Below are 26408 nucleotides of genomic sequence, written 5' to 3'. Positions count from 1 at the left end.
TTATAAAGATAGAATTTTTGTCCTGTAAGAGTCTTTACAGAAAGCCATTTTAACAGAATATGAAGCTTCTGATGCTATGTCGTGAAGCCTATCAAACGAATGTGTATGGCTTGATGACGTTGTTTTCATCGTAATAAAGTTGTTTTTTTCTGAGCCTCGAGCGAGTGTATTTGCGTCCGCGTTCTTTACTAAAGCCTGCTCTTCGAGAACTTTTATTCTCATCGAATCTTCAGGTAGGTCCTGGTTAATTCGTTCTGAATATTCAATTAGCTTTGGTTCAGCAAACGCAATCATGGAGCAGGGTTCATCTATTTTTTTGTTTATTCGTAGAATCCGTCCAAGCACTTGGCGAAAGTAAAGCTCTGTTCTCACATTGCTCAGATAAGCGCAGACCTGTAAACGTGGGATGTCTGTGCCTTCACTTACCATGCCAATAGATACAATCCAGTCAATCTCTGAACTTTGAAAGTCTCTGATGTTTTCGTGAGCATCAATTTGATCATAACTAACTACGATAGAGCCTCTCGTTAAAGTTAGTGATAATAAACTGAGATATCCGCCGCGCTTGATCAATAGATGATGCAACAACTAAACCTGCGGCACGAGTGTGTTTTTCTCTAATTCTAATCAGTTCCTCATGGGCATAGGTCATTAGCTGAGTTAGTGAGTCTTGATGAGTCAGTAGTTCGCTATATTTTAGTTTTTCAGCCTCAATTGCCTGGCGAATACTACTAAATTTATGTGTTTTAGAATCCTCCTTAACATCAATCGAGCTATTATCGAGCAATATTAAATTAGGTCTCCTACAAACCTTATCTCTAACTGCATCGCCTAACCCATATACAAAGTCTGTATCAAGCTCTTGAGGCTCTCCAGAATAGCTCTGAAGCGCTATTTTTGTACTGTCTGACCGCCAAGGAGTACCACTCAAAGTTAGAGTCAGGGGATTGCCTTCTGATATTAAAGAAACTAACAGCTGTCCCCATTGATTAGACGTGCTACTTATACCAGAAGCACAGTGATGAATTTCATCAGAGATTATTAGAACACGGTAGTTCTTAATGACATGTGCAAGTTCTTGGTAGGCGTATTGGATTCCTTGATAGGTAATAACCAAGCCCTTTGCGCCTATTCGGCCGTCAAAGCGATCATTCAATATATTGCTGAAGGTTTCTTGAATGCTGTTTTGTATGCTTACAGAGGGGGCGAAGCAAAGAACGAAATCAATGTGGTCAGCATCTAATAAGCTTTTTGCTAACGATGCAGAAAATCTTGTTTTTCCGGCACCTGGTGCAGCAACACACATAAAGTTTTGCTGGCCTTTTAGATAGACTTCTAACGCTTTAGATAAACAGTTTTTTTGCCAAGTTCTTAGTGAGAGATCTTGCATTTTATTCATGAGAGCGCATGCAATATGTTTTGAGTGCTGGTTAGTAAGCCATTCAATGTTATTGCTCGCTTTTTTGCTTCATTTTTCTTAGATGTCAATAAATCAAGTTGAGTGGGCAATATAGATTTCATCTCTTCATAGCCTTGGGCTTCTGCAATGCATAGTTCAAGTTCATACTCAAGTTCAGCCTTCCGCTTAAAGAGCATTTCTTTCTCACTCGCTACAACGGTAATGGGTATAGTTTTTTGATTCTTGGTTTCCTGCAAAATTTTCGCTTTGGCATAATGAGTACTCTTAGCACTCTTTGAGGCAACGACTAATACACCTGATTTAACTAAACGATGAATTTTCAGATAAATAGCATGTCGTGCTTTTTTCATTTCAATAGGGTTGTTCTCGCCGTATTTTTCAACATAGTGTTTGAGTACGTCATTTATAGTGGCTTTTTTTTGTACAGTTGTCTGGAAGAACTCCTCGACAACGTGAGCGATGGGCTTAGATCTCAAAATAACTATCTCGATTTGTAAAAATACGGATTATAGTCCGTGGAGATATAGTCCGCAATTAGCGATTGTATTTCATTTTTGAGATATAAAAATGAGAAACATAGCAAAAGAGGTTGGAGAGCTAATTCGGAGTCAGCGCAAAGCGCGAGGTATCTCTCAAGAAGCTTTAGCGGCAAAATCTAAGATAGACCGCAGTTATATGGGACGAATAGAGCGAGGCGAAGTGAATGTTACGTTAAAAGCTCTGTGGGACATTGCTGCATCGATGGATATTTCGACGAAACTACTGATCCCCGATTGAGAATTCAGCTGTTGCCTTTGATGTTCTGTATTAGTCTCGACTTGATCTGATCTTTCAGTTTCGATGAATAGGTTTGGACTTCATCGGACAGACAGCTATGAGCGAAGAACTGACGGTTGGAATAACTCGTTTTTGGACATAAATGAGTTAAAGCTTTCGCTTAATTAATAGTTAACGAAATAGCAAAGGTATTATAAAACCTCAAATGGGGTGACTAAATTTACTATGCCACTCCACTTGGTGGGATCGCATACTCCTGAACACCAGCGGCCGTCAACAACTCATAAAAATCTGCGACTTTGGTTCGTTGCCCTCTTTGCTGACAATAGGAAAAAATAGCCCTTTGTTTAGCGCGAGACAGTGCTACAAAAAATGTCGATAGTCCTTCCGTATCACCTTGCTTATAGGACCACCAAGCGTTGTCGTCTATCCCCATGAAAATGGTTGTATCGAATTCAAGCCCCTTGCTTTTATGAATAGTCATAAGAGGAATATGGTTCGTGCCTTCAAACTCATCTAGCAAACCTGCCCAAGAGTTCTGAGTATCAACACAGTTTGTAAAAAATTCTTCGAGTGCTGCCAGGTTTATTTCAAGTAAATTTCCTGTAGCGTAACGAGAAAAGGAGCTGCGAAGATCGTCTGAGTTAATAAATTTTATGGTTCGCTCAAACACATCGCGACCATTTTCCCATGTCAGAGGCTGTTGTATTAACATCCGTAGTGTAGAAATGAACTTTGTTAGCTCGCGTTCAACCTGTCGTAGTGCTTTTTCATCTTCCTGGTTCGTATTACGAAGAATTCGAATATCTGATGATAGTTGATTCCACGCTTGTGCATTTCGACGGACAAGTCCCAGCCTTAGCAGAGTAGAGAACAAAATGGTCAGTTCTTCAGCAAGCAAATCTTGTAATGTAGTTTGACCTATTTTCACACTCTCATTTCGTAAGCTCAGTCCATGTTGAGCGAGATAATAAGATAGTTGTTGTTCATAATCTTCTGGTTTTTGACGTACCAGAATAGCGTAGTTTCTTGGATTCAGTGACCTACCTAGCAAGTCATTTGCTATCCACTCAGCCAAATGAGCAGCCTCCTGATTTATATTGTAACTACAACAAATCCAAGCGGCATCACCAGAAATTAAATTGATATTACTTGTCTGAACCTCTCTCACTTCATGGTCAATAGCTTGTGCAATAACATGTTGTATCCTTACCAATTCAGGTGAAGAGCGGTGATTAAGGAGCAAAGAATGTCGATGTGCCGAAAAGTCAGACTCAAATTGATGAAACACATTACCTTTAGCTCCGGCCCAACCCATTATTCTTTGTTTGTAATCTCCTACTGCTGTTACCTCAGCCTCACTTGATTTAAAAACAGAAGATAGAAAATCATATTGAGCAAACGTGGTATCTTGAAACTCATCCACAAACACAATAGGGTATGATGCTCTAATAGATCTTCGAACATGATCGTTAGTGCGAACGATATATTCAGCAAGTCTATTTAGCGCCGGAAATGACACTCTGGAAGCACCGTCGGGGTAGTTTATTTGCTGACTCAACCAAAAATTTAAAAATTCCTCCTCCAACCATGACAATTTGGGATTACCTATACGCACACTTCCGATAAACTGATTCATGTTTTGGAGTCTTTGCGTAAAGCTATAGATACCTACTACGTTCCAAAAATTATTTCTGAAACTACTAATAAGCTGCTTCTCTTGCTGAAAAGATGGAAAAGAGATTTCATATCGCTTTGATGGGCGATGATGTTCAGGCAAGGCCATGCGAAATCGATCTACTAAATTCTTAGTGAATGCGTCAAAAGTCATCGAAATAAAACGATTGCTGAGTTCTTCTGAACAACGCTCTTTCACTCTATCTGAGAGATTTTTTGCGGCATCAGTCTTGAATGAAATGGCCAGAATTTTTTTGTTTGATGGACATAGGCCAGTCTCAAGCAGATATGCAGCCTTTTGCGCTAAAAACTCTGTCTTTCCGGCTCCAGGGCCAGCGATAATGCTTGTGGACTCTCGTTGCCTTAGTGCTTGCCAAGCATTTGGCTCAAGATCGTCGATCCCCTTCGGCTGCCAGTGGTCAGGTCGAATAAACTTCACCTTGCCTCCTAGTTTTGAAGGGTTGTGTGAATAAATTGAACTAAAGCTCGTAGCTCTTCTGGCGCGTTTTGAGCCAACTGATCTGGCGGAATAGAGCCAAGCACTCGAATATGCGTACTTGGTTTTCCTCTTCCTAAGAACAGATATCTGTACCAGCGCAAGTTAAGTACATCATCCGAGTATAAGTCAGGGTGCCCTTCATCTCCCATAACAGCATTGCCTGGATCACCACGCATAGATGGTCCATTAGAACTTTCATCTGGGGCAACTCGATATTGGTCAGGAAAAGCCTTCAACATTGAATAGTCAATGTCTAACGGGCTTGAAAAATAAACTTTGTGCCACCTGAGCCATTGAACCCATTGATCAATGTTATTCCAATCTGAAACCGGATCATTATCAAATGCAGCAAGGTTATGTTGGTACCCTAACGGATTGAGGTTTTGCCCAAATATCTCACTTGGGTCGGTTCCCATACTCTATCAATTTGGCAACTGCATTCTTAATTCTTCCCCAGCCACCGCCGTGCCGGCCCCAATCCAGATCGAGTAATGTGATAAAAGGGATCTGTAAGTCTGTTAGCAAACGCCACATGTGGTTTACATGGCGGCCCCCTAATGGAACCATGGCGACAAAAGATTTATCAATTGGTATGCCCATAGCTTCTGATATAGCAGGAAGAATTACCTCCTCGGAAGCCCCCTCCCCGAGAACCACGACCCTAGCGAAATACAACTCTGGATAGGCTCTCACCGCTTGCTGGATGTACTTTGCAGCTTCATTCTCTTCTTCGGGTAAAGTCAGTTGACGAACAACAGTGGTTTTTGATTCTGTTGCTAACCTGAAGTGCCTTACTTGCGTTGGTTGGATTCTGGCGAGAATGCTCGGCGAATGGCTAGATAGTACTGCTTGTGCTCTCAAGCCATGCACTAGGCTGCTGATCTGGCTTATGATTCGAGATAGATAGTATGGGGCTAGGTTATTCTCCGGCTCCTCAAGCGCCAAAATAGTCAACGAGGGCAAGTGCAAGTCTGCACCAAGAAAATCTTCACTCTCTGGTTGGGCTAAGATCTCGGTTTCAACATCGAGAGTGGCTGAAGTCATGGCGATGTGAAACAGCGAACTTTGGCCATCACTTAGCTCACCGATGCTCCGATCCCGACCACTTTCATCTGGGTGCAGCAGTACCTCTACCTTACGAATAAATTCTTCAAAGCGGAGGTCGACCGGACGAAATTTCGGTGTACTATCAGTTCCAGCAGAGTGCAGCTCCTGCCAACGCTCTGTGAGCTTTCCGGTAACTGTACTGATCGCATTTTCACCTTCAAAAGATTCGTTCAGCTCTGTGGCCTTTTGAGTAAAAGATGACCGAACTTGTTCCGACCAGTTAATAGCCTTCCAAAGTCGACTTTTCAGAAAGACCGATACCTGAGAAACTGCTGACCGTGTAGCAGGTACGTAAATCAACTGGATTCGAGAGCGATCCGCCGGACGTACATTATGAAAATCAGCGTTGCCTGGCTCACCCCATGTAGTAACCGCGCGGAACTGGGTAGTAATATAGCCATCTATTGAGCCATCATCTTCCCATTCTGCATCCAAGCGCAAACGGCATTTCAATTTGCCACCTTCATCTGTCACGCTCATATGGTGAAAGAAGTCTGGTATCACAGAGTGATCTTCGCCATCATCATCCAATTCAGGGAATGCGATGATGGCCTCCAGCGTGAGAGTTCGACGACGTGGAATTTCCTCTTCTGAAGATGGAATATGGAAGTCCTGACGACGAATTGCCCGCTGTTCGTTGGATATGCCGAACATTCGCTGCAAGGCCTGCATCAAGACCGTTTTCCCAGCACCATTTGCTCCGACCAAGGTGGTTAGATCGGGATCGACAGCTATGCTCTGACTCTCTGGTCCGAAGCTTCTAAAGTTATGTAGATTTATTCTCTCGATATGCACAGCAGGTCTCCTCTCCTAAATACCCTCAGATTAGATGGGGCTTCTATTGCAAACTTTCAACTGACAAAGCACGGCCATGTGATCGCGTCTCGGTTACTGGATCAAAAACGGCCACCTTGGGGGGGCCGTAATAAAAGCAACGTTGAAGTCGCTTCTAAGCAGTGTTATCAGGTGAGTTATGCCCCTGACAGCTGTTTCCAGACTTTACGATAGTCATCTCCAGACATCGAAGCACTGACGTCGTATGCCAAGGTGGGAGCAGGCAAAGTCATCACACTAGCTCTCCCTTAATGGCTTTATCTAGAATTGACGGCATCAACTCCTCTAGCTCAAATGAAGCGAACAGGGGCACCACTTTCTTCTCGCTAAATATTAGAAAAAGTAGGGCAAACTGCCTAACGTGGTTTGAGAGGTTATGCGTTGCTGGCACAGTTGCCAACTGTCAGATTAGATTGAGTATTGTTAATCGAACCTGACAGATAAAGTTAAGACTTATTCAGTTTATGGGAAGATGATTACGTAGCTAACATCAGTTTCACCTTTAGAAATGTAAGCTTTCTATCATCATTTTTACAGAACTTAAATTTGCCCTTAGTAACGGTATTGAATCTTTCAAAGTAGTAATCGAAAAGCGGATCATATCTACCCGAATGAATCCAAGTATAGAACTTTGGCAGTTCATAGCCTAATTCTCTACCAAAGTTTGAACTACTTTTCACATCAGAACCAGCTTCTAAATCAACGATGTTCATTGATTGTAGATTGGTCTTAATTTCTTCTATCGTAGGTAGGAGTGATTCTTTATACGAATCAGCCAGATGCAAAAGTTCAGCATCAGTCACTTTTGCTTCAAATATCATAATCAGGTCATCAATCTCACTATTATAATACTCATTATCCAACCGCATTTCTGATTCAGTTCTTAGAACATAGAGCTGTTCTAACGGATCGGATTTAGCCTCAATGATCTGTTTTGAAAGGGCTGTCTGATACTCTTCAAACAAGCTCTGAACCTTTTCAGCAATCACTTCAAGATAGTCATAGCGAGTTGTGAGAAATTTCAATAACTCACTTATGTAGATATTCAGAGTTAAATCTTCTTCACCAATTTCTCTACTGTATAAGTGAACTGTTAAATCAGCATTGTTTAAGTGGCTCTTGAACGGCCAACTAGCAAAGCGTCTCGAGTTAGATTGATTCAACGAGACGGGGTGAGCACCGAAGCTGGCTCTTAGCGTCTTAAAGTAGGTGTTGTCATCTTCATGTTCAAATAGACGCTTAACAAAACTCTTCTTCTCACCCTTGAAGGGTTCTGTTTGTTCATTCACAAAAACTCTATGAAGTTGGGTTACTGACGCTGAGACTAGGTCAATAGATGATATGAGGGAATAGACCTGCATACACTTTACGTCTATGTTGGAATCAAACTCCGGCGCATTCTCTAAGTGTCGCACTGAAACACTGATCCAATCCATACAAGAGCAAACGAGGTTAAAGAGGTTCTTGCCGCCTTTGTCTTTGTAAATCTGATAAACGAACTTTGAGTTAGAATTAACTAAATCTCTAAAATTTGAGATTTTGTCGTCGCTTACGATACCTTTCATTTTAACCACACATATTAATTCTAGAATTGATGTAAGTTACCATCAATAAAAGGACAATTCATTAGTTATGTCTGGACTTCCCAGGCTTTATTTACTAGACACCTCTTAATGTTAAACATCTAGGAACAACCAATGAAATTAGATTTTTTTATAAAATTGGTCTACATTATTGTAGGTTAAGACTATTTTTTAATAGTATTTGTAGTGTCCGCCGTATAGGAAACTGAGATAAGGACTGGAAGTAGGGTTCTACAAAAACTAACATAAACCTACCGAAACGGTAGATACCGCTTATGGATGGAAAATTGCCATTGTTTATAATTTATTCAAGGATTGAAAAGATGACTACTCATAATTACTTTTGTCTAAAGCTTCTTCTTGCTGTTAAATCAATCACTTTTGAGGATATTTCTAAAATTCCTTTAGAGAAGCAGCATCTGATGGCTGAAAGAATTGAAGAGCTGCAAGACTATTTGGAGTCTCAATTTTATTAAAGTCAGTGGTCTAGTGTGTTCAATATGATTAAAAGAATAGCTGATGGATGGCCCATGAAATCGCCTGTAATTATGAAAAATTTTTCACTTGATACTATCAACAATGTATTTCCCAATGTAGATATTATGTCGCCAATTGGGTATTTTTCGATTGTTCGATCGAGGGTTAGTGGTGATCAATTGAAGGCGATTACAGATTTTATAGGGGAAAAAGAGTTGATTGCTCGATCAATCGGTACCACTTCAAATTTAAGTAAGCGTTATCAAACCAAACGCTTATCTTCTGCTGCGACGGACAATCTGATTGACCTGCTACGAGTTTATATCCAAGCTGCAAAAATTTATGAATCAATAGATTTGGCAAAAGAATGGATGCGTTCGTCTATTCCTGCCCTTGGAGGGGAGATTCCAGTGAACATGATCGATTCTCACTCTGGTCGTGAAGTTGTGCGCCAAGTGCTTCGACGAATGGAATTTGGAGAGTATATGTGACGAAGAGGTTGACTCGTCAATAATGCTTACTTCTCCCACGTTAAATCTGCAATTGATAAGTTCCTTTGCCCAAGGTCCCCAAGAAACCTATCCAAGACGACGAAAAGCTCAAACTCATTAACGATGTCGCCAAATCCTTAGGCATAACCGAAAGCATCGCCGTCGTATCCGCCACCGACATCATGGCCATGATCCAAACCATCCGAAACTACCAACAACAACTCGCCAGAATCCAAACCAACCCCGCATGGGTCGACCAAACCATCGAACGCGTCAAAAACGCCACAGGCCGACACTTCGGAGAGGGTTAGAACAGGGAAGAAAAAGGGGCGAAAGCCCCTTGGTGGGTTATTATGTACGTGTTGTGAAGAGTTCTCTTAGAAACTCTTCCTCAATTTTAATAATTTCAAGCCTTTTTTCTATGACATCTTTGAATTCTAAGCGTTTTTTATCAAATAATGTCATGTCTTGCGCTAACTTTAGTGTTAGCAAGCCGTGTGTTTTTTGAGTTGTATAAAGGGTTGTTAGTTTTAAAAAATCATACTGGAAGCTATCAAAGCAATACTGTAGTTTTTGGTGGTTATCATCGAATTCGTTTGTATTCTGAATTTTGGTCGTATCGTTATTGAAAACAGCGATTTTTATTATGATTGACATCAGCTCACGATGCGTATTTCGATATTGCTTAATGCTATCGCTTTTATCTTGCGCTTTTATTTGATCCATCCACACAGTTCTTGCTCTGAAGGCAAGTGCTAATAAACCTATTGTCCCAGCACCTGCCAGCATTCCACCTATATCGGCAAAGGTCACTTTGCTTGTGTCCCAGTATTTGATGTATGCCAAGGTGAAAATCGACCCTACAAACACGCCTGTCAAAATGGCTCCAACAAACTCGACTTGGTCTTTAGCTGCTTTCTTTATTGTGTTCTTGGCTGTCTTGAACATGGCGTCTTCCGTGTGTAAATAGTTGATCTCGCTACTTTACCCTAACGTTCGTCATTCCTGAAATCCCACCTCATTTTTGGTCGCAAAACCGGAAATCCTACCTGTTACAAAAATTCACTTGGTCATTCCCGCTGTCTAAAACTATACTGTATATCTATACAGTATTTTGGTGTTAATCATGCGTGTGACTTATCTTGGTGTGTCTGAGTCGGCGGCGTTTATCGCGGCCAATAGTGTGCGAATCCCTTTGTATGTGGATTCGGTGTCGGCGGGGTTTCCTTCGCCTGCTCAGGACTTTGTTGAAAAATCTTTAGACTTAAATGAGTTTTGTGTGGCGCATCCGAACGCGACGTTTTATGTGCGTGCTCAGGGTGATTCGATGATTGAGGCGGGCATTCATTCGGGTGATGTGTTGGTGGTGGATCGTTCGTTAACCGCGCGTCATGGGGATATTGTAATTGCTTGTATTCATGGGGAAATGACGGTGAAGACGTTGGAGCTGAAGCCCAATGTGTTGCTTCGCCCGAAGAATAAAGCCTACAAAGCGATTCATATTACCGAAGAGTCCGAATTGGAAATCTTCGGTGTGGTGACGGGCGTGGTTCGTAAGTACGAGCGCGGTTGATGAAGACGGTTTTTGCCTTGGTTGATTGCAATAATTTCTACGCCAGTTGCGAGAAGTTGTTTCGTCCCGATTTAAAACACACGCCTGTCGTAGTTCTGTCAAATAACGATGGCTGTATTGTTGCGCGTTCCAAAGAGGTGAAGGCGCTGGGCATTAAGATGGGCGTGCCGATGTTTCAGGTTCAGGACGAGATAAGAAAGCACGGCATTGTGTGCTTTTCGTCGAATTATGCTTTGTATGCGGATATGTCGAATCGGGTAATGACCATCTTAGAAGAGGAAGCGCCACGGCTGGAAGTGTATTCCATCGATGAAGCTTTTATGGATTTAACCGGTGTGGATCATGTGACGGATTTGCTGGCATTCGGCCAACAAGTAAAGGCCAAGGTCGATCAGTGGACGGGCATTACTGTTGGTGTCGGCATTGCGCCAACCAAAACATTAGCGAAGTTGGCTAACCATGCGGCTAAGAAATATCCAGCCACGGGATCCGTGGTGGATTTGATGTACCCAGACAGGCAAAAGCGTTTATTAGCGTTGGTTGACGTGAGTGACGTTTGGGGTGTTGGCCGTCGCACCACGGCAAAGCTAAAGAAGAGAGGAATCAACACTGCATTGGATCTGGCGAATGCTGACCCTAAATCGATTCGAAGCGAGTTTTCTGTGGTATTGGAGCGAACCATTCGAGAGTTGAATGGGGTGTCGTGTTTGGATTTGGAATTGGTCAGGCCAACAAAGCAGCAAATCATTTGCAGTCGCTCATTTGGCCATAAAGTGACAGACAAGCGCGAACTACGGGAAGCAATTGCCAAGTACACAACCAGAGCCGCCGAGAAATTACGCGGTGAAAAACGCTTTTGTCGCGTGGTGAGTGTGTTTGTTCGTACCAGTCCATTCATTCCAAACGAACCGCAGTATTCGAAAACTCTGTCTGCAGAACTGCCTAACCCAACCGACGACACGCGAGACTTATTAGAAGTGGCCGACGTGCTGTTTCGTCGCATCTATCGCTCAGGTTATCGCTACGCCAAAGGCGGTGTAATGTTGGCGGATTTTTATGAACATGGCGCTTTTCAGCAAGATTTATTCCAAGCAGATAATACAAAAATCAACTCAAAAGCATTAATGAGTGTCGTGGACAAAATCAACCACAGCGGCCTCGGCAAGGTTTTTTTGCCTCTCAAGGCGTGTCACCACAATGGTCAATGAAAAGAGAACACTTATCACCAGCGTATACGACCAGGTGGGATGAGTTACCGAAAGTGTATTGACTCGAAATGTAGAAAATGGAAATCAGCGACGAATTAAAAATTTAAATGATAGTGATGGCGGGGTGTTCCATGAATGATGAAGGTACCAATAAAAATGCCAGTAAAGAGTCAGCAGGCAAGATAATAGCAACGGTTGTATTATGGCTAGAGGAACAATGTACACAAGAGCGTTGGGACTTATCAGATGAACAGATGTGTGTTCTTCTAGGTGGTATTACGGTTTCAACTTGGAATCAATGGAAAGAGACCGCACAGATTAATGACAGCCTTCAAGTAGACCAAGACACTATTGATATACTGGCGATGCTGGTAAGTATATACAAGATGATTCACCTAAGTTCACCACCTGGCTTTAAGTATGATTTTTTCAAAAGGCCAATACATCATCCGACATTTAATGGCAAATCAGCCAGGGAGTTTATGCTAGAGAACCCTTCACTTGACGATTTCCTCAAGGTAAGAAATTATTTTCAAAGCAGAGTGTTGTTATAAAAATCTTGATCTAGTCTTGAGTGAGTCTAAAGTTGCGCCTGTTGCTGAAGTGTCGTCTTACTTCTAGCGAAAAGTGCCCAATTATAAGAAAACATATAATTTATAAGAAAAAATATAATTGCATATAATTGGAATACTAGAACAATGATGAGTCATTTTTTGTGGTTTTTTTAGGTGTTCATACTTTGGAGGTCTAGTAAAGTATGGGAAGTTCAGACTGTACTTTTAATAGCACTATTCGTAAGAAAAAAGAGGTGAGCTTATGTGGGTTGTTACTGCTAGTGACTTAAAAGCTAAGGGTGTGGCTGCTGTTGAGGCCGGTTTGTTAGAAGATGAAGAAGTGATTATATCCGTCCGAGGTAGAAATACATATGTAGTGATGGATTTGCATAAATACGCTAAGTTCAGAGAGTATGAGCTTGAGATTGCCTTACTAGAAGCTAGGACTGATATTGAGGCTGGACACTATTTTGATAGCTCTGTGAATGACCATATGCAGCAGATAAGTGAAGAACTATAGGTTCATTTATCCTGATAGCTGGTATGGACCTAGTTTTCTAGACAGTTGATCATCATTGTACTTATCAGTCATGTTAGGGGAGATATATGAGCACTATACGAAAAAATTATGCCGAAAAATGCATTGAGATTCATGATGTTGAGAGCAGTCTTGATCTTGCTATGAATGATTCAAAAGGCAGCCCAGTTGCTGTAATGAAGGACGGTAACCCCGTATTTTACTGTGTTCCTGCTGACACTTATGCCGCTATTTTAGAAGCAGTTGAAGCATCTGAAATGAGAGCGCTGAATGAAAGGGTTCATCAATTGGGTCTAAAGCTGTTTGGTGACGAAGACAGATTGACATCATGGATGAAAAACCCTGCCTTAGCCTTAAATGGTCAGTCACCCGAATCAGTGATGGGGACTAAAGAAGGAATGCAGCGGGTAAGTGACCTTTTGGGAAAAATTGTCCACGGGGTTATAGTTTAAGTAAACAGTGTAGCTATTTGATATCAAAGGTTAAGATGATGGCAAATAGCACGTCATATTTCTTGCTCGTAACGGACTCAGACCTGATTGATACTAGCTGGGCCTTGATCTATCAATGCTTTTAGTTTTCAGCTGCTGAATTAAGAGCTATTTGTCGTTTATTGAAAGCATCAAAATCGGCTGACTCATCTTCATATCGAGCAATAACATTGCTCAAAGCTTCAATGATGATCAGGTTGTCATCATAGTGTTCTATCAAGTCTTCTAAAAGTATGAGGGCTTGTTGGTGCTCATCAGAGTTAGATATACCATTCAGAATAGGCAACTGGGATACTATGGCTTTGGCCATTTGTGTTATTTCATTTGTCACTGACATTTCATTTACCTATGGTTGCTAGGATTAATTGAGGCTTGGTTGATATTTGGTTTTAGCTATCGACTAGACAACCGCTCAATCAATCTGGATCAAATCGCCCAACATCTTCAACGATATCTTTTCGGTCTGTCATAAAGTCGGGGTCCGCTTTTGTCTGGAACGGTTTACTCCCCTTTCTGTGTGTCTCTTAAGCGTCTTTACGAGATCGAACAATAAAAGACAGCTCTAACTCATTGAGTTGATCTATTAGGGCTTCAGCGAGTTCGTGATCCACATTAAGAAACAGCTCATCTGCGTGAGCTGTATGGGAATCTAGCCCTTCAAGTAGTTCTGCTTCACTTATTCGATTTTCATTTACTTCGTTTTTCGCCCGCTTAATCATAATTCTGTCTCCCTCGGCACAGACCTCGATATGTGACCAGCCATTTTTAGCCGCCATATCACGGATTATACCAATTAATTCTGCTTGGGCCTTTAGACTCAGTGCTTCCTCCTCGCTTGCAGCCACCACATTAAATATGTTTAAAAACGATATTGAGGCCATTATTGCGAGGAGCTAAAGATCGAAATTTAAATCATACGATCTTGATTAACTTCTCTAGCACCTTATCTATTAAGCTAGCTACCTGTGACACTGTTTTTAGTGTTGATACATCTTTTTGAATATTCGACCTTGCAGCAGTTACTTCTACCAATAAAGTATCTAAATCAGCGATATTAGTTTGGTTAAGTATGGAATTATTACTGATCAGAGCTATACGAAAATCGATTAACTTTTCACCTAGTTGATCGCACCTTTGATAAAGGTGTTCTAGCTCAGGGCTTGCTATGGTTGAGTTGAGATATGCTTGAAGCTCATCATACAAGGATTGAATCTCTGCTTGGGTTTTTTCATGTGTTTCGTTCATGCATGTGACCTATAGTGTATTTTGGAATTCTTTTAGTTTTTTTAGTTGTGCTTTTGTTATTTCAAATGCACTCGTCAGAGATTCTTTTGAAAACTCGCCATCTTGACTTAGTGACTTAACAAGCACGGAATTGAGATTTTGAACAGCTTTTAAAGAGCTTCGTAAGTTTTCGAATTTAACACTCAGTGCACTGATTTTCGATTTTAAGGTGTAGGCTTTTCTATAGGCCTCAATACGCTCTTCCAATGAATGGGAGAGTGTAGCGCATCTTGCTATATTGTTTAATTCACAACGATCAGGGTTGTTCAGCAGGTACAGTCGAGTTCGAAGCTCTTTCTCCATTGACACTTTTGAGATCATTTCCCATGACTCGAGCCTCATTACTAAGAGATTGAAATGAACTTTGTATTAAGTCATGGGAACCTATCAGAATTTCCTTTAGATTTTGGTATCTAGCTCGTTCCGTACGAGTCTCGTGCTAAAGCATTTATAGCTGTTGAGACTAACTCAATCTTTGAGTTTTCGGACGCTTGATTAGAGGAAAGCTCTGAAATTGATGAAAGGGAGGAATTAAGTTGTTCAGAATATGAATTTAATTCATCATCGTAATTATCAGAAGAGAGAATATATACGCTTTGTGAAAAAGAAAGTAGGTTCTGAAGTAACGCAACTTGTCCTTGATTATTTATCCGTTGAACTACCAAGTTATTACTGGAAATACCTTCCCTAGATGCTTGTGCTAGCATAGCGTCTATACGTGCTTCTTGAGTTTTTTCGTACTCTTTTAGGAGTGCTTCTTCAACTTCTTGTGATTGTTGGGCGTAGTTTTTAACTAAAATCAGTGACTTGTTGGATGCACAGCCAGCTAGGACAACTGATGCCACTAGAACGAGCAGTACTCTTTGATATACAAACTTCATAGATTATGGGCTCTTTTTATTTATTGTGTATTTCTCGGAGGCTAAGCAACACAAATGCCGTAGCTTGGGAGTACATCTCGAATAACCTCCAGCCGATAGGTTTTTAATGCATCATGAAAGTATTTCCAATCTGATGTTAGGAATGACTCGGAATATGGGTATTTGAGGTCGCCGTTGACTTTTCTACCTTCGCCTCTAGCTTTATGTTTCCAGCTCGCCTCACCATCGATTTCAAAATTTAAGTCAACAGATCCAAGATTGAACTTGTCCTCTTTAAGCCACTTCAACCATTCTTTATGACGAATCTCTCCGCTATCATCAGTAATTGTAATTAGAGCGTGTTCAATAAGAGATCTTTGCTTTTGTGTTAAACCTGGTTGATTATCAATATTCATTGTGGAATCTTTCTTCACCCAGCATTGCATTGCCTTGCACATTGCATCTGCTGCCTGTAAAAATATTTCTTTATTATTTCGTTTAATTACCTCTCCCAATCCATTTTTATATTTCCAAGAAGTATAAGGGCGATCGGGAAATGAAAGAGCTGCACCGTGTCCAAGTGGCGAAGATTCGGATACTCCATAACTTACTAACTTATCTGTGACTTTTTGCAAAAGACTAGAAGAGGTAGAGTCTAATTCATCGACCCGATTGACTTCATGAATAACCCCTGCAAACTCTTGATGCGCGAATGTGTCAGCATAGACATGCATAGCGATTCCCATCATTTGAGTCGCATATGGTCGTTGCCAATGTTGAGCCACCATTTTTAACATGTCTCGAGACACTTGACTGTCTGGCTTACATATTAATCTATTTATGAAGCTCCCTTTTGGATTGTCATTTGAGGGAAGCCCAGCATTACCTGGTAAAAAATGAAATGGTATCCAAACTAAGCTGTTATCTAGTTTTTGTGTATTCCGATAGTCGAGCATTTTATGTGCAGAAACAATTCGATCGTACATTGCACCATTATCAAAATGTACTTGTGAATCATTTGTTGCTTCATCTACATATTGTGCCGAATAGGCAACCTTCTCGGCCGTATCATGATCGACACCAGCGTAACGGGCTACGACATAAGTTAGGGTATGATGTCCGTCTATTTGCATTTGACTTTCCTTATAGAAATGAGCGATAGATAATCGCAGTAATATTTATATAGCATAATACTTAGTTGATTGGCTAAGCTTTACGTCGATAACTGTCGATTTTGCCTCGGTAACGTCTTCTTCACCTCGCAGGCGTATCACTACAATGGTCAATGAAACGAGAACACCTATGGTCAGGGTATACGACGAGGTGGGATGAGTTACCAAAGTTTTTTTAATTCAAAATACAGAAAATAGAAATAGGCGATTAGTTAAAAGAAATCAAACTATTATGATTGATTGAGAGGTGTTCCATGAATGAAAACGACACTAAGGCATCAGAAGACAAAATAATAGCAAGTGTTTTTTTGTGACTAGAGAGGCAATGTCTCCAAGAATATTGGGATTTATCTGATGAACAAATATGTACCCTTCTTGGTAGTATTACTGTTCCAACTTGGTATAAATGGAAAGAAACAGCACACATAAGTGGGAGTTTTCAATTAGACCTAGAAACTATTGATAAATTGGCGCTGCTAGCGAGTATTGATAAGATGATTCGTTTGAGTGAACCAAGTGGATATAGCTATGATTTTTTCGAAAAACCAATTAATCTCCCTACTTTTAATGGTAAATCAGCTAAGGAGTTCATGCTAGAGAACCATTCAGTTGACGACTTTATGAAGGTAAGAAATCATTTTCGAAGTAGAGTGCTGTTATAAAAACTTAGCTTTCTAGGATTTTCATGTTAGTCATAATTGTACCTAAAAGTTATATCGAGGGAGAGATATGGGCACTAAACGAAAAAATCATGCCGAAAAATGCATTGATATTCATGATGTTGAGGGCAGTCTTGATCTTGTTATGAATGATTCAAAAGACAGCCCAGTTGCTGTAATGAAGGATGGTAACCCCGTATTTTACTGTGTTCCTGCTGACACCTATGCCGCTATTTTAGAAGCAGTTGAAGCATCTGAAATGATAGCGCTGAATGAAAGGGTTCATCAATTGGGCCTAAAGCTGTTTGGGGACGAAGACAAATGGACATCATGGATTAAAGCACCTGCACTAGCGTTAGGTGGTAAGTCACCAGAGTCGATTATGGTTACTAAAGAAGGAATAAATAGAGTAAGAGATCTTTTAGGGCAGATTAGCCACGGGGTTGTTGTTTAAATCAGCTGTGTAGCGATCAGATAAACTGCAAATAATTACAAGTTGGATTTTTTGCTTGTAACGAACTCAGACGTGATTAGTATTGTTTAGGCTCTGATTTTAATTTTATATATAAAATTATCAAAAACATTTTACTATTATTAATGCTTTATAATCACTTGTATCAAGGCAAAATTAATTAATTTTGGGGTTAAGTGTAGATAGTTCAGATAAAGATTTTAGTAGTAAATCAAGTGCCTCATTTTTATCAATTTCTTTAGATTCTAAAGAGTTAGTAATCTTAATCATATTTTTTATTCTAACTTTTATATGAAATGAAACTTGGTTTTCTTTGATGCTTTGTTTTGAGGTAAAGTCATTAACTTCATTAGCGAGGTGGATATATCTTGATAAAGTATCATTGGATGCATGCATAGTAATTTTACGACATGCGTTTGCAGCAACAGTTAATATATTATGAAAACTGCCAGATTCAGATAGCTTCTTGATTGATTTTGCTATGTTGAGAGTAATGAATCTGTGTCGGAAAGAATGGTTAGAAACATGTCTGAGATCGTCACAGTATTTGCTTTCGTTAATAACTTTCTTGGCATAATTTTTTAAGTACGTTGCCTTAAGTGGCTGGCCATTTCTTGAGTCAACAAATATAGCATCGTGGCTAATATCAGGAAACATACTTTCTACCATTTCAATGTGCCAAAGAAGAATTTGGATATCTTCATTCGTTGTTTGCACCTCTCGCTTTTTACCTTTGTATTTACCTTTCACAATAGGTATATTTCTAATGATAGGTTGTTTATTGCTGCTAAGTAGGCTTGATGCTGTGAGCTTGATCATGGATCTCGTAATTTGATGCACCTCGGTGATTCTAGAGCCTGTTATATCAAGCAAAGTAGTGAGAGCTTGCCACCTACTTATAAGAAATTCATTGATTTCAGGGTGGAAAGAGGTGCAATTAATGGCATCAAGCCACATCTCTACCTCATGGTCGCGAATGAAATCTCCATCAGTACTAATATGAATTAAGCCTTCAAGGCAGTGATGTGTAAGGTATGGGATTTCAATATTGCCTTTTTTTACTCTTTTTCTCTGATAGTGTACTTGATATTTTCCTGTGTTTAATTTCCCATCTGAGGCTAGCATTGCTTCTGGTTTTATATTAGATAAATAGACTATGTACTCAAGAGCTAACCTAGTGTGCTTTATTATCGTATCGTCAAATATTCCCCTTCCTTTTAGATGATCAACATATTCGTATAAAGTAGTATCGTTTACATCATAAATACTAGTGTTTTCATGCTCTAGAAAAGAACAAAATAAATTCAAATTGTATGCTTTTTTAACGACCGTACCTGCAAGAGGTTTGATGTTATATAGACTTGCACCACCTCCAATATTAGTGAGAAATGAGTTTGCATTCCAATCAAAACTTCCACCGTTAGAAATTATCATTGGAAGCTTACATTTCGATTTTTCAGCCATTCTGCCACTATTTAAGATATCCCCAAGGTTTGGTTGGTCAGCTATAACGACAATAGACATTATATAATTTCCCAAATACGTTGTTTCCCAAGTATTTTCACTTGATCTAAGATCAATTTTCTAATCGCATCATCTATTATCTGGTCCTCACTAAAGTTTTCGACTAGATGCATGTAAGCACGATATACTTCTGCAAGTGCTTTTTTAAGCTCTTCGTTTTCTTGTCTGAGTTTTTTTGTTATTTTATCAGTCGATCTATTTGTTAATATTTTTTTCTTATTATTTTTATCATTAGAAAGCCTATTGTTTGTTTTTTTAATAGAGTTTAAAAGTAAATTAAGTTGTTTTTTGTTGTGTTCAGCATGTGCAGTATTCCATGAATACGAAATAACCCCTAGATCATTGTCACTCCATTTGTGCACCGATGATTCGGATATTAAGTCCCCCTTCATATCTAGTGTTTTAAAAATATCTGTATGTGAATTAATTAAATCTAAAAGTTCAGTTTTTTTTGCCATTGAAATCGTAATAGATTTCTTTTTATTTTTAACCGCTGATGATGTTTCACCAATTATGTATTTTGTCATTTTTTAAATCCTATTTTTTAGTGAAGTAAAAGAAAATTCCCTCACCATCAATTCTTAAAAATCTAACTTCTTTCTGATATTTTTCTTTGTGCTCAGAAATCAATCTCTTGACAAGGGGTTCTATGATAATTGATATTTTTGAGGTTTTTCTAGCTTCATAAATTATTTCTTTAATATCATCATCAGCATTTATTTCCTTATTTAAAGAAGCTCCAATTTTGGCAATAGTAACTTCTGCTTCCTCAATCCATTCATCAGTTGGAGCTACTTCAGCATAGTGGAATGTTTGATCTAAGTTAGCATGCCCCATAAACCATGACAGTTCATCAAGTCCTTCTCCATCTGTAAAATTGAAATATAAAACAGCAAAGAATCTTCTGAATTGATGTGTTCTGACATACCATCTTTTACCATTAATCAATGGAGATTCAATCCAATCAAAAAAAATATCTAAACAATTATTTACGAAATCATCACTTAATGACCAATTAAGATGGCTTACTTCCTGGTCATTGGTAAAAGCAGATATTGAACGTGTATTAAGAATACGACTAAAGAGAAATGCATCACCATCATCATTAACAAAATTTCGCCTATTTTCAATTTCACAAACAAATGCAGCAAACTCCAACCCGTAATCGTATATTATGTCTGGTATTGGCCTATTTACCTCTTCAAGTTCCCATCTTTCTGAGGTTTTAGGTATCCTTAAAACTAGATCAAATAGCCCATCTATTGGTGATTGTTTGAAACAGTCACGCTTAAGTGTAAGAAGTGATTTTGATCTGGCTGAAGATACACTGGCAATCAGTATCCAAATAGAAGCTATATATAGCTTCACTGCTAGTTGTATACTTATCCCATTATTAATAGTGTTTATATTAATGTTATTTCCATTACGCCAAGAACGAATTTTTAGATTCTTAAGTGATTTTGGAATGGGAGTTTTTTCATAAGCTATACTTTGATATTTATTTAAATAATGATGGTGTTTTTTTACACAATGAGAATTGATTAATGTATTTTCAGTTTCACTCAATGCGGATATGTATTCCCTAAGCGCTGTTCCATAAGAGCGAGCAAAGTGAAGTGCCGACGATATTGAATGTAGTGCGATATTAACCGGAATTAGGGCGGTCTTATTCGATTCAACCATTTCTTCGAAGAGGTTATTTCCGCTGGAAAAAAGATCTTGAGATGCATGCCTGAATTTATATTTTTGGCTAGGGCGCGCGAGGAATAGCGAATGAAGTTTAGATATTTCGTTAGATATGGTTTTAGCTTTTGGTTCTAAATTTTGATCTATGTCGAATTCTATTGTGCAAGCATTTGAGTATAGCTTTATATAACGATTTTCTAATTTTAAATCTCTTTTTTCCAAATCTAAGTGCTTTGTTAACTTATCTTTCAAACTATATAGCTGTCTAGTTGTTAGTTTTTGTGATTTTTTCAATGAGTTCCAGTCTATTTTGTTTTTATAATCATAGTTTTTTAATATAAAATCTAAAGAGTTTTCAAAAACATTTCGTTCTACCTTAAAAGATAGTAAGTAGCTTTTAAGGTGATTAAAGCTAATTTCAGCTAAACTTCTTATAGGTTTCTTTTTATTTAATTCTTGTAATTCATTTGCATGTTTTATTAGGTGGCATGCAGTTGATAGTATATCAGCGGCTCTTTCTGGTCTTGAAATTTTTCCTTTAGTATTTAAGTAAAGTAGGCTGTTTCTTAAATCATCAAGTAAAGGTTGATTTATTTTGTCCGTTAATAACTCATTTGAAGAGGTTTCTTTAGAAAATGATAGTTTTCTAGAGTTGTTTTTTTTGAAATTCTCAATGTCATAACCAGTTCTCGAAAGCTCCCAAGTATTGTCGAATACACTTTCATTAATCATCCAAGTAGGCTTTGGATAGCAATCTACTTCATTTATATTTCCGGAATAATCTGGATCATATAGCTCTTTATACGGATTGAGTCCTGTATTTTCCATCTTAATTGTCCTCTTTAATATTAAGGTTTTTCTGTGCTTGCCTAAGGAGTTGTTTCATAATGATTGGTCCTTCTGAGATTTTAGATATTGCAGCTAGACAATCATCTTTAAGGTTTTGGTCATCACCTTCTTTTGCATATTTCAATGCCAGCATTATATTTTTAAGAGATACACAAAAATATTTAAGCTCAATGGTTTCACAGTCAGACTTTTGTGTTAATAGGCTGTTATATAGAACTCCTCCCATACCTGGTGTTTCAAAAGCTTTTTTTACATGGTTTGAAAAATTCTCGATAGATATTCCAAGTGAATCTGATGGTGATTCATCATGAGCTACAGCCATGAACAAGAGTATATGTTGGAAAGATCTGATTTTTACTCTATAAACTAGTTCGGTGATGTAGTCTGGGACATATCTTGCGAGAGTTGTTTTAACGGTGTTTCCAAAGTATTGAGCGGTCTTTAGAGAGTCTCCATTGGAGTTTAAATAGATGAGAACCCCTTTAGAAAAGCGAATTTTTTTTAGTGTAGCTGAATTCAATAGTTCACATTTTAGTGCTGCCTTTGTTCTTATTTTATTAAATTCATTCTGAAAAGTTTCAGGTACTGGATTTTGAACTCCTTCCTTTGATGAGCATAACCAAAGTTCTTGTTTTGAGGTAAACTTTCTTGCTCGATCAGTCATCTCAAGAGCCATTTTTAGGCAAGTTGCAGCATCTATATCGTCTTCTAAAATATCTATTGGATTTATCAAAGAGCCATGGGCACTTCTTGTTTTGGACTGTCTGGCTCTAGGCTTTAAAGCCCTTAGTCTTACAGAGCCTTCATCGGTTACTTGTACTAGCTCTTTCCCATTAACATCCGTATTTACTTTCACCTTGTAGAGCGAATATGGATTTATTCCTAGTTCTTCAACAATAATGATTTGCATAGCAGATGCTAACCTAGTTGTTAAGCCAAGAGATTGCTTAACTTCATTAGTGCACACAAGATCATTTATATTATGGTTCACTGTACCATTTATGAAACATTCATAAAAATGATCGAAGTAAGCAATAAGATTACTTATTCTTGTTTTTTTTGATTTTGAGTCGCTATTTCTTAGGAAAGGATTTGTCTCAAATTTTATTTGTTTTTTACCTCTATAACTTCTGGTTTTCAAGACTTTAAGCTCAGGATGCTTAAGAAATTCTTTTTTTCACTAATTGATATTAAGCGTTTTTGATCTTTATAATTACGATAGCCTTCAAAGACTATTTTCCTTGCTTCTTTGAGTAATAATTTTAAGTTGTATTCAATTTCAGATGACAAATCTTTTATGAAAAAAGTTGTGCTCTTGAATAACTCTTTCTCTCTTTCATCGTAAATATTAGTTGCACATAAAATTGGGTTATCTAATCTTGCTTTCTCTGTTTTTGTACATCTTCTTAGGTTGTCAGGAAAGTCTGTTTCTTTTGGTATAAGGTCATGATCACGTAAGACAATGATAGAATTTTTTACGTGCTGGAATTGTCCATAAGCAGTTTGTCTAGAGAGATTTTTCAGAAGATTATTTCGGAACTTGCGTAATGATTCTTCTATTATTATTGGATTTTCGTACCATCTAGGATGCTCAGCTGAAATAAAATTTAAAAAAATATTTAATGGTCTTCTATGTAGTTTTACATATTTGAATTGATATACATGCTCTTTAAGTCTTTGTGCTATCTCTGTTGAGCAGGTTCTTGATAGCGTATCGTAGAAAATTTCATCAGAACTAAGTGTCTTTTTTTTAACCTTACTTAAGAATTCGATTGGTAATACCTGATTCTTATACGTTTCATATGTCGAAGTTGTATTGGGCTTGTCAGGGAGGGGGATATGCTAGCAATGGCGCCTTTTTCTATTAATGCTTTGGTTACGTTATAGAGATGGTTTAATTTGTTTAAGACCGTTAATCTTACGAAATTCTGGCAAAGATGAGTTCGAATATGTTTGAAATCTCTCAGAAGTCCTGAACTGTCATTTTTTCTTATATTCTCGCTGAGAGCTTCAATGTATGAATCTAATAGATTTATGACTTCGCGCTTTCTTACTAGGTTTAAGCTATCAGTATAGTCCTCTATAATTCTGAATGATTCATGTGACAGATGAACTGATAGTTGCTCAAGTTTAAGTTTAGTAGACAATTTAGTTACCTTTTTGAAACTTTCAATAAGTTAATTGTAGGATATAAATTAAAAATAACTTAAAAAATTCAGATATTTATGTAAAATGAAAGATGATTCAAAAGTGACACTTTGACGTGATACCGAAAGTCGTTCAGGTCGTCTTAGACAAACGTTCCGCTGACGCGACAGAGGTGGTGTTTCCAGAAACATGTCCTGTGTGTGGTTCCGACTTAGAGCAAGTAGAAGGCGAAGCTGTTATTCGCTGTACTGGCGGTTTAGTGTGTGGGGCGCAGTTAAAAGAATCCCTAAAGCATTTTGTTTCTCGCAAAGCCATGGACATTGATGGTTTGGGCGATAAGTTGATTGAACAGCTGGTGGACCAAGAACTGGTTAAAACGCCGGTGGATATTTTTACTCTCAGTGAGAAAAAAGACACTCTGTTAGCGATGGAACGCATGGGGCAGAAATCGGTCGAGAAGCTGCTTGCCTCCATTGAGACGGCAAAGAATACACAGTTTAACCGCTTTATTTATGCGCTAGGCATTCGTGAGGTAGGCGAAGCGACGGCTCGCGCCTTAACGACTTACTTCACCGCGCTGGATGATTTGATGGCGGCCGATCAAGATGCTCTGGTTGAAGTGGAGGATGTAGGCTCTATCGTTGCGCAACACGTTAGGCTGTTTTTTGATCAAGAATTAAATCGAGAGACCATTAAAGGTCTGCTAGCGGCTGGGGTGGTCTGGGAGAAAAAGCAGCCAGTATCAACGGATGAATTGCCACTTTCTGGCAAAACCTACGTGGTAACCGGTTCTTTAAGTCAATTTAGTCGTGATCAAGTAAAGGATAAATTGCAGGCATTAGGTGCTAAAGTCAGTGGTTCTGTATCGGCGAAAACAGACTGCTTAGTCGCCGGTGAAAAAGCGGGTTCGAAACTCACCAAAGCCCAATCCCTTAATGTACCAATCATTGACGAAGCGGGGGTTATTGCCCTGCTGAGTCAACATGGAGCAATATAATTGGATACTTTAATACCTTACGATTCGTTGGCCCCAGACACGTTAGAAACTATTTTGGATGATATTGTTTCCCGTGATGGCACCGATTATGGTGATTATGATTTATCTGTGGCTCAGAAGCGTGAACAGGCGTTAGGATCGTTGCGAAATGGGGACGCTGTATTGCTGTTTGATACAGAAAGCGAAACCATTAAGATGATTCCGAAAAGTGAGTTGAATAACTACGATCTCTTCTAAGATCGTAGTTATTCTTAATCTGATTATTCCACGCAATCTCGAACGCAATGATTGATGTTGTGATCCATGACTCTGGATGGCTCTTCACCGGTGTTGCGCCCTACAATTTTCGCAGGTACGCCAGCAACCGTCGTATGGTGTTCGACAGGTTCTAGTACGACGCTACCCGCCCCAATTTTCGCGCCTTCCCCGACTTCAATATTGCCAAGAATCTTCGCGCCTGCGCCAATAAGTACACCGGACCGTATTTTAGGGTGACGATCGCCGTGTTCTTTCCCTGTGCCGCCTAAAGTGACGGATTGCAAAATAGAGACGTTGTCCTCAATCACACAGGTTTCACCCACTACAAGACCGGTGGCGTGGTCTAGCATGACGCCACAGCCTATGGTTGCGGCTGGGTGAATGTCGACGCTAAACACCATGGACATTTGTCCTTGTAAATACAGGGCTAAGCTTTTGCGGTTGTTCTTCCAAAGCCAATTGGCAACACGATAGGTCTGTAAAGCATGGAAGCCTTTAAAAAACAGCAGTGGGGTGGTAAACGTATCACACGCCGCATCTCGTTCTTTTATGGCCAAAATATCTTGCTCGATGCACCGGACAATGCCAGAGTGGGGATCTGCCATGGCTTCTTCAAATACTTCTCGTAATACCATAGCGGGAATTGATATGCTATCCAGCTTGCTAGCCAGCAAAAAGCTTAAAGCGGAACACAACGAATCATGGCGTAAAATAGTTGTATTGAAATAACTGGCTAAAATAGGTTCGTCTAGTGCAAGTTTTTTGGCTTCTGCTTGCAAAGATTGCCATAAATTGTCAGAAGTCACGACATGATGGATTGTTGTACTCAAGGGGTATTCACCTATATCAATTCACGTTTAGAATGTAGGTTATAAGGTTAGGGTTAAACAATACAAGGGGCAATGTGAAGATTGCTCAAAAAGATGGAGATAATATGTCTAAAAAAAATGTTGCTGATGCATTGCATATCTTTTATGAATTAAATGCCGCGTTTTCTGATGCTTATTGGGAGACCAACGATATTAATCAAAAAGATCGCTTTTTTGCGATGAAAAGCATACTGCAAGACGAGCTTGATGAATTGCATAAGCTAAGCTTACAGGATCATGTTTATCCTTATGAGCCAATTAACCCAAGCTTACTGCAGTTGAGTGATAAGTTACGTATATTGCTGCCAGAGCTTAACAAGTATGTGTTTCGCCCACAAACCTCTAGCCGATTTGTGGAGCTTATTCCAAGCGCCTGCGAGCCTCTTTGAGTCGTAACCGAC

General features: G+C 39.2%; 33 protein-coding genes. 15 read left to right on the top strand and 18 right to left on the bottom strand.

Translation table 11 applies throughout. The features are described from left to right. Positions 1-505 precede the first annotated feature (505 nt). Together AC0L6V_RS11370 and AC0L6V_RS11365 are read right to left on the bottom strand one after the other, a co-directional pair. Positions 506-1399: a DEAD/DEAH box helicase gene (locus AC0L6V_RS11370; RefSeq protein ID WP_265218611.1), complete on the bottom strand. Its 894-nt coding sequence runs from the start codon at positions 1397-1399 to the stop codon at positions 506-508. Further along, complete coding sequence (locus AC0L6V_RS11365; RefSeq protein WP_265218612.1) at positions 1396-1896, bottom strand: hypothetical protein; 501 nt, start codon at positions 1894-1896, stop codon at positions 1396-1398. Before AC0L6V_RS11365 ends, AC0L6V_RS11370 begins: the two co-directional genes overlap by 4 nt. A gap of 91 nt (positions 1897-1987) precedes the next feature. Here AC0L6V_RS11365 and AC0L6V_RS11360 point away from each other — a divergent pair, with 91 nt between their 5' ends. Beyond that, the gene (locus AC0L6V_RS11360) at positions 1988-2197 is read left to right on the top strand and encodes a helix-turn-helix domain-containing protein (RefSeq protein ID WP_265218613.1); all 210 of its coding nucleotides are present in this window, start codon (positions 1988-1990) and stop codon (positions 2195-2197) included. Positions 2198-2420: 223 nt separating this feature from the next. Here AC0L6V_RS11360 and AC0L6V_RS11355 read toward each other — a convergent pair whose 3' ends face one another. The 4 genes from AC0L6V_RS11355 to AC0L6V_RS11340 form a co-directional block, all read right to left on the bottom strand. Continuing rightward, positions 2421-4313, bottom strand: coding sequence for a UvrD-helicase domain-containing protein (locus AC0L6V_RS11355; RefSeq protein WP_265218615.1), 1893 nt, complete (start codon positions 4311-4313; stop codon positions 2421-2423). A gap of 8 nt (positions 4314-4321) precedes the next feature. Further along, positions 4322-4789, bottom strand: a complete 468-nt coding sequence (locus tag AC0L6V_RS11350) for a hypothetical protein (protein WP_418139036.1) — start codon at positions 4787-4789, stop codon at positions 4322-4324. Continuing rightward, positions 4770-6275, bottom strand: coding sequence for an ATP-dependent nuclease (locus AC0L6V_RS11345; RefSeq protein ID WP_418139035.1), 1506 nt, complete (start codon positions 6273-6275; stop codon positions 4770-4772). The genes AC0L6V_RS11350 and AC0L6V_RS11345 overlap by 20 nt, the downstream gene beginning before the upstream one ends. A 515-nt stretch (positions 6276-6790) precedes the next feature. Continuing rightward, positions 6791-7603 carry a hypothetical protein gene (locus AC0L6V_RS11340; RefSeq protein ID WP_265218619.1) on the bottom strand — a complete coding sequence of 271 codons (813 nt, stop codon included), beginning with the start codon at positions 7601-7603 and terminating at the stop codon, positions 6791-6793. Between the two features lie 617 nt (positions 7604-8220). On the opposite strand from AC0L6V_RS11340, the gene AC0L6V_RS11335 reads away from it, so the two are divergent. The 3 genes from AC0L6V_RS11335 to AC0L6V_RS11325 all read left to right on the top strand — a co-directional run bounded on the left by AC0L6V_RS11335 (position 8221) and on the right by AC0L6V_RS11325 (position 9176). Next, positions 8221-8373: a hypothetical protein gene (locus AC0L6V_RS11335; protein WP_265218620.1), complete on the top strand. Its 153-nt coding sequence runs from the start codon at positions 8221-8223 to the stop codon at positions 8371-8373. Between the two features lie 54 nt (positions 8374-8427). Continuing rightward, positions 8428-8865, top strand: a complete 438-nt coding sequence (locus tag AC0L6V_RS11330; protein WP_265218622.1) for an MbcA/ParS/Xre antitoxin family protein — start codon at positions 8428-8430, stop codon at positions 8863-8865. 65 nt (positions 8866-8930) lie between these two features. Then, positions 8931-9176: a hypothetical protein gene (locus tag AC0L6V_RS11325; protein ID WP_265218623.1), complete on the top strand. Its 246-nt coding sequence runs from the start codon at positions 8931-8933 to the stop codon at positions 9174-9176. Between the two features lie 40 nt (positions 9177-9216). Here the strand turns inward: AC0L6V_RS11325 and AC0L6V_RS11320 are convergent, their stop codons facing one another. Beyond that, complete coding sequence (locus AC0L6V_RS11320; protein ID WP_265218624.1) at positions 9217-9813, bottom strand: hypothetical protein; 597 nt, start codon at positions 9811-9813, stop codon at positions 9217-9219. A 178-nt stretch (positions 9814-9991) separates the two neighbouring features. Between AC0L6V_RS11320 and umuD the strand changes: the two genes are divergently transcribed. The 6 genes from umuD (at position 9992) to AC0L6V_RS11290 (ending at position 13190) form a co-directional block, all read left to right on the top strand. After that, complete coding sequence (gene umuD / locus AC0L6V_RS11315) at positions 9992-10438, top strand: translesion error-prone DNA polymerase V autoproteolytic subunit (RefSeq protein ID WP_100637257.1); 447 nt, start codon at positions 9992-9994, stop codon at positions 10436-10438. Then, positions 10438-11646 carry a translesion error-prone DNA polymerase V subunit UmuC gene (gene umuC, locus AC0L6V_RS11310; RefSeq protein ID WP_428981168.1) on the top strand — a complete coding sequence of 403 codons (1209 nt, stop codon included), beginning with the start codon at positions 10438-10440 and terminating at the stop codon, positions 11644-11646. Before umuD ends, umuC begins: the two co-directional genes overlap by 1 nt. Beyond that, complete coding sequence (locus AC0L6V_RS11305) at positions 11643-11708, top strand: DUF4113 domain-containing protein (protein WP_428981177.1); 66 nt, start codon at positions 11643-11645, stop codon at positions 11706-11708. Before umuC ends, AC0L6V_RS11305 begins: the two co-directional genes overlap by 4 nt. A gap of 69 nt (positions 11709-11777) precedes the next feature. Next, complete coding sequence (locus AC0L6V_RS11300) at positions 11778-12200, top strand: hypothetical protein (RefSeq protein ID WP_265218625.1); 423 nt, start codon at positions 11778-11780, stop codon at positions 12198-12200. A 262-nt stretch (positions 12201-12462) separates the two neighbouring features. Then, positions 12463-12720: a type II toxin-antitoxin system prevent-host-death family antitoxin gene (locus tag AC0L6V_RS11295; RefSeq protein WP_265218626.1), complete on the top strand. Its 258-nt coding sequence runs from the start codon at positions 12463-12465 to the stop codon at positions 12718-12720. Positions 12721-12806: 86 nt separating this feature from the next. After that, positions 12807-13190, top strand: a complete 384-nt coding sequence (locus AC0L6V_RS11290) for an MbcA/ParS/Xre antitoxin family protein (protein WP_265218628.1) — start codon at positions 12807-12809, stop codon at positions 13188-13190. Between the two features lie 121 nt (positions 13191-13311). On the opposite strand, the gene AC0L6V_RS11285 is transcribed toward AC0L6V_RS11290, so the two are convergent. The 6 genes from AC0L6V_RS11285 to AC0L6V_RS11260 all read right to left on the bottom strand — a co-directional run bounded on the left by AC0L6V_RS11285 (position 13312) and on the right by AC0L6V_RS11260 (position 16506). Continuing rightward, entirely contained in the window at positions 13312-13566 is a 255-nt protein-coding gene (locus AC0L6V_RS11285; protein ID WP_265218629.1) for a hypothetical protein, read from the bottom strand. A 187-nt stretch (positions 13567-13753) separates the two neighbouring features. Continuing rightward, positions 13754-13948 carry a hypothetical protein gene (locus tag AC0L6V_RS11280; protein ID WP_409419817.1) on the bottom strand — a complete coding sequence of 65 codons (195 nt, stop codon included), beginning with the start codon at positions 13946-13948 and terminating at the stop codon, positions 13754-13756. 193 nt (positions 13949-14141) lie between these two features. Further along, positions 14142-14474, bottom strand: a complete 333-nt coding sequence (locus tag AC0L6V_RS11275) for a hypothetical protein (protein ID WP_265218631.1) — start codon at positions 14472-14474, stop codon at positions 14142-14144. 9 nt (positions 14475-14483) lie between these two features. Next, entirely contained in the window at positions 14484-14816 is a 333-nt protein-coding gene (locus AC0L6V_RS11270) for a hypothetical protein (RefSeq protein WP_265218632.1), read from the bottom strand. A gap of 110 nt (positions 14817-14926) precedes the next feature. Continuing rightward, positions 14927-15394: a hypothetical protein gene (locus AC0L6V_RS11265; RefSeq protein WP_418139034.1), complete on the bottom strand. Its 468-nt coding sequence runs from the start codon at positions 15392-15394 to the stop codon at positions 14927-14929. Between the two features lie 41 nt (positions 15395-15435). Continuing rightward, positions 15436-16506 carry a DUF6765 family protein gene (locus tag AC0L6V_RS11260; protein WP_265218634.1) on the bottom strand — a complete coding sequence of 357 codons (1071 nt, stop codon included), beginning with the start codon at positions 16504-16506 and terminating at the stop codon, positions 15436-15438. Positions 16507-16658: 152 nt separating this feature from the next. Here AC0L6V_RS11260 and AC0L6V_RS11255 point away from each other — a divergent pair, with 152 nt between their 5' ends. Together AC0L6V_RS11255 and AC0L6V_RS11250 are read left to right on the top strand one after the other, a co-directional pair. Further along, the gene (locus AC0L6V_RS11255; protein ID WP_409419861.1) at positions 16659-16724 is read left to right on the top strand and encodes a DUF4113 domain-containing protein; all 66 of its coding nucleotides are present in this window, start codon (positions 16659-16661) and stop codon (positions 16722-16724) included. Between the two features lie 550 nt (positions 16725-17274). Further along, on the top strand, positions 17275-17658 hold the full coding sequence (locus AC0L6V_RS11250; protein ID WP_265218635.1) for an MbcA/ParS/Xre antitoxin family protein: 384 nt from the start codon (positions 17275-17277) through the stop codon (positions 17656-17658). Between the two features lie 174 nt (positions 17659-17832). Here the strand turns inward: AC0L6V_RS11250 and AC0L6V_RS11245 are convergent, their stop codons facing one another. Genes AC0L6V_RS11245 through AC0L6V_RS11230 form a run of 4 tightly spaced genes read right to left on the bottom strand, consistent with a single transcriptional unit; the run spans position 17833 to position 22876 of the window. Then, a complete protein-coding gene (locus AC0L6V_RS11245; RefSeq protein WP_265218636.1) occupies positions 17833-19200 on the bottom strand; it encodes a site-specific integrase in 1368 nt (455 codons plus the stop codon). Continuing rightward, positions 19200-19727 carry a hypothetical protein gene (locus AC0L6V_RS11240; protein ID WP_265218638.1) on the bottom strand — a complete coding sequence of 176 codons (528 nt, stop codon included), beginning with the start codon at positions 19725-19727 and terminating at the stop codon, positions 19200-19202. The genes AC0L6V_RS11245 and AC0L6V_RS11240 overlap by 1 nt, the downstream gene beginning before the upstream one ends. A 10-nt stretch (positions 19728-19737) precedes the next feature. After that, the gene (locus AC0L6V_RS11235; protein ID WP_409419815.1) at positions 19738-21714 is read right to left on the bottom strand and encodes a site-specific integrase; all 1977 of its coding nucleotides are present in this window, start codon (positions 21712-21714) and stop codon (positions 19738-19740) included. A gap of 1 nt (position 21715) precedes the next feature. Next, on the bottom strand, positions 21716-22876 hold the full coding sequence (locus AC0L6V_RS11230) for a hypothetical protein (RefSeq protein ID WP_418139032.1): 1161 nt from the start codon (positions 22874-22876) through the stop codon (positions 21716-21718). A 1122-nt stretch (positions 22877-23998) separates the two neighbouring features. On the opposite strand from AC0L6V_RS11230, the gene AC0L6V_RS11225 reads away from it, so the two are divergent. Further along, complete coding sequence (locus AC0L6V_RS11225) at positions 23999-24880, top strand: helix-hairpin-helix domain-containing protein (RefSeq protein ID WP_418139031.1); 882 nt, start codon at positions 23999-24001, stop codon at positions 24878-24880. Beyond that, positions 24881-25117: a YheU family protein gene (locus AC0L6V_RS11220; protein WP_265218645.1), complete on the top strand. Its 237-nt coding sequence runs from the start codon at positions 24881-24883 to the stop codon at positions 25115-25117. A gap of 23 nt (positions 25118-25140) precedes the next feature. On the opposite strand, the gene cysE is transcribed toward AC0L6V_RS11220, so the two are convergent. Further along, entirely contained in the window at positions 25141-25956 is an 816-nt protein-coding gene (gene cysE, locus AC0L6V_RS11215; protein ID WP_265219394.1) for a serine O-acetyltransferase, read from the bottom strand. Between the two features lie 116 nt (positions 25957-26072). On the opposite strand from cysE, the gene AC0L6V_RS11210 reads away from it, so the two are divergent. Continuing rightward, positions 26073-26396 (top strand): hypothetical protein, encoded by a 324-nt coding sequence (locus tag AC0L6V_RS11210; RefSeq protein ID WP_418139030.1) that lies wholly within the window; start codon positions 26073-26075, stop codon positions 26394-26396. The last annotated feature ends 12 nt before the right edge of the window (positions 26397-26408 follow it).

Source organism: Marinomonas sp. G8-14, from assembly GCF_055808935.1.
Note: the sequence above shows the minus strand (reverse complement) of the source record. Positions and strands in the feature narration are given on the sequence as shown.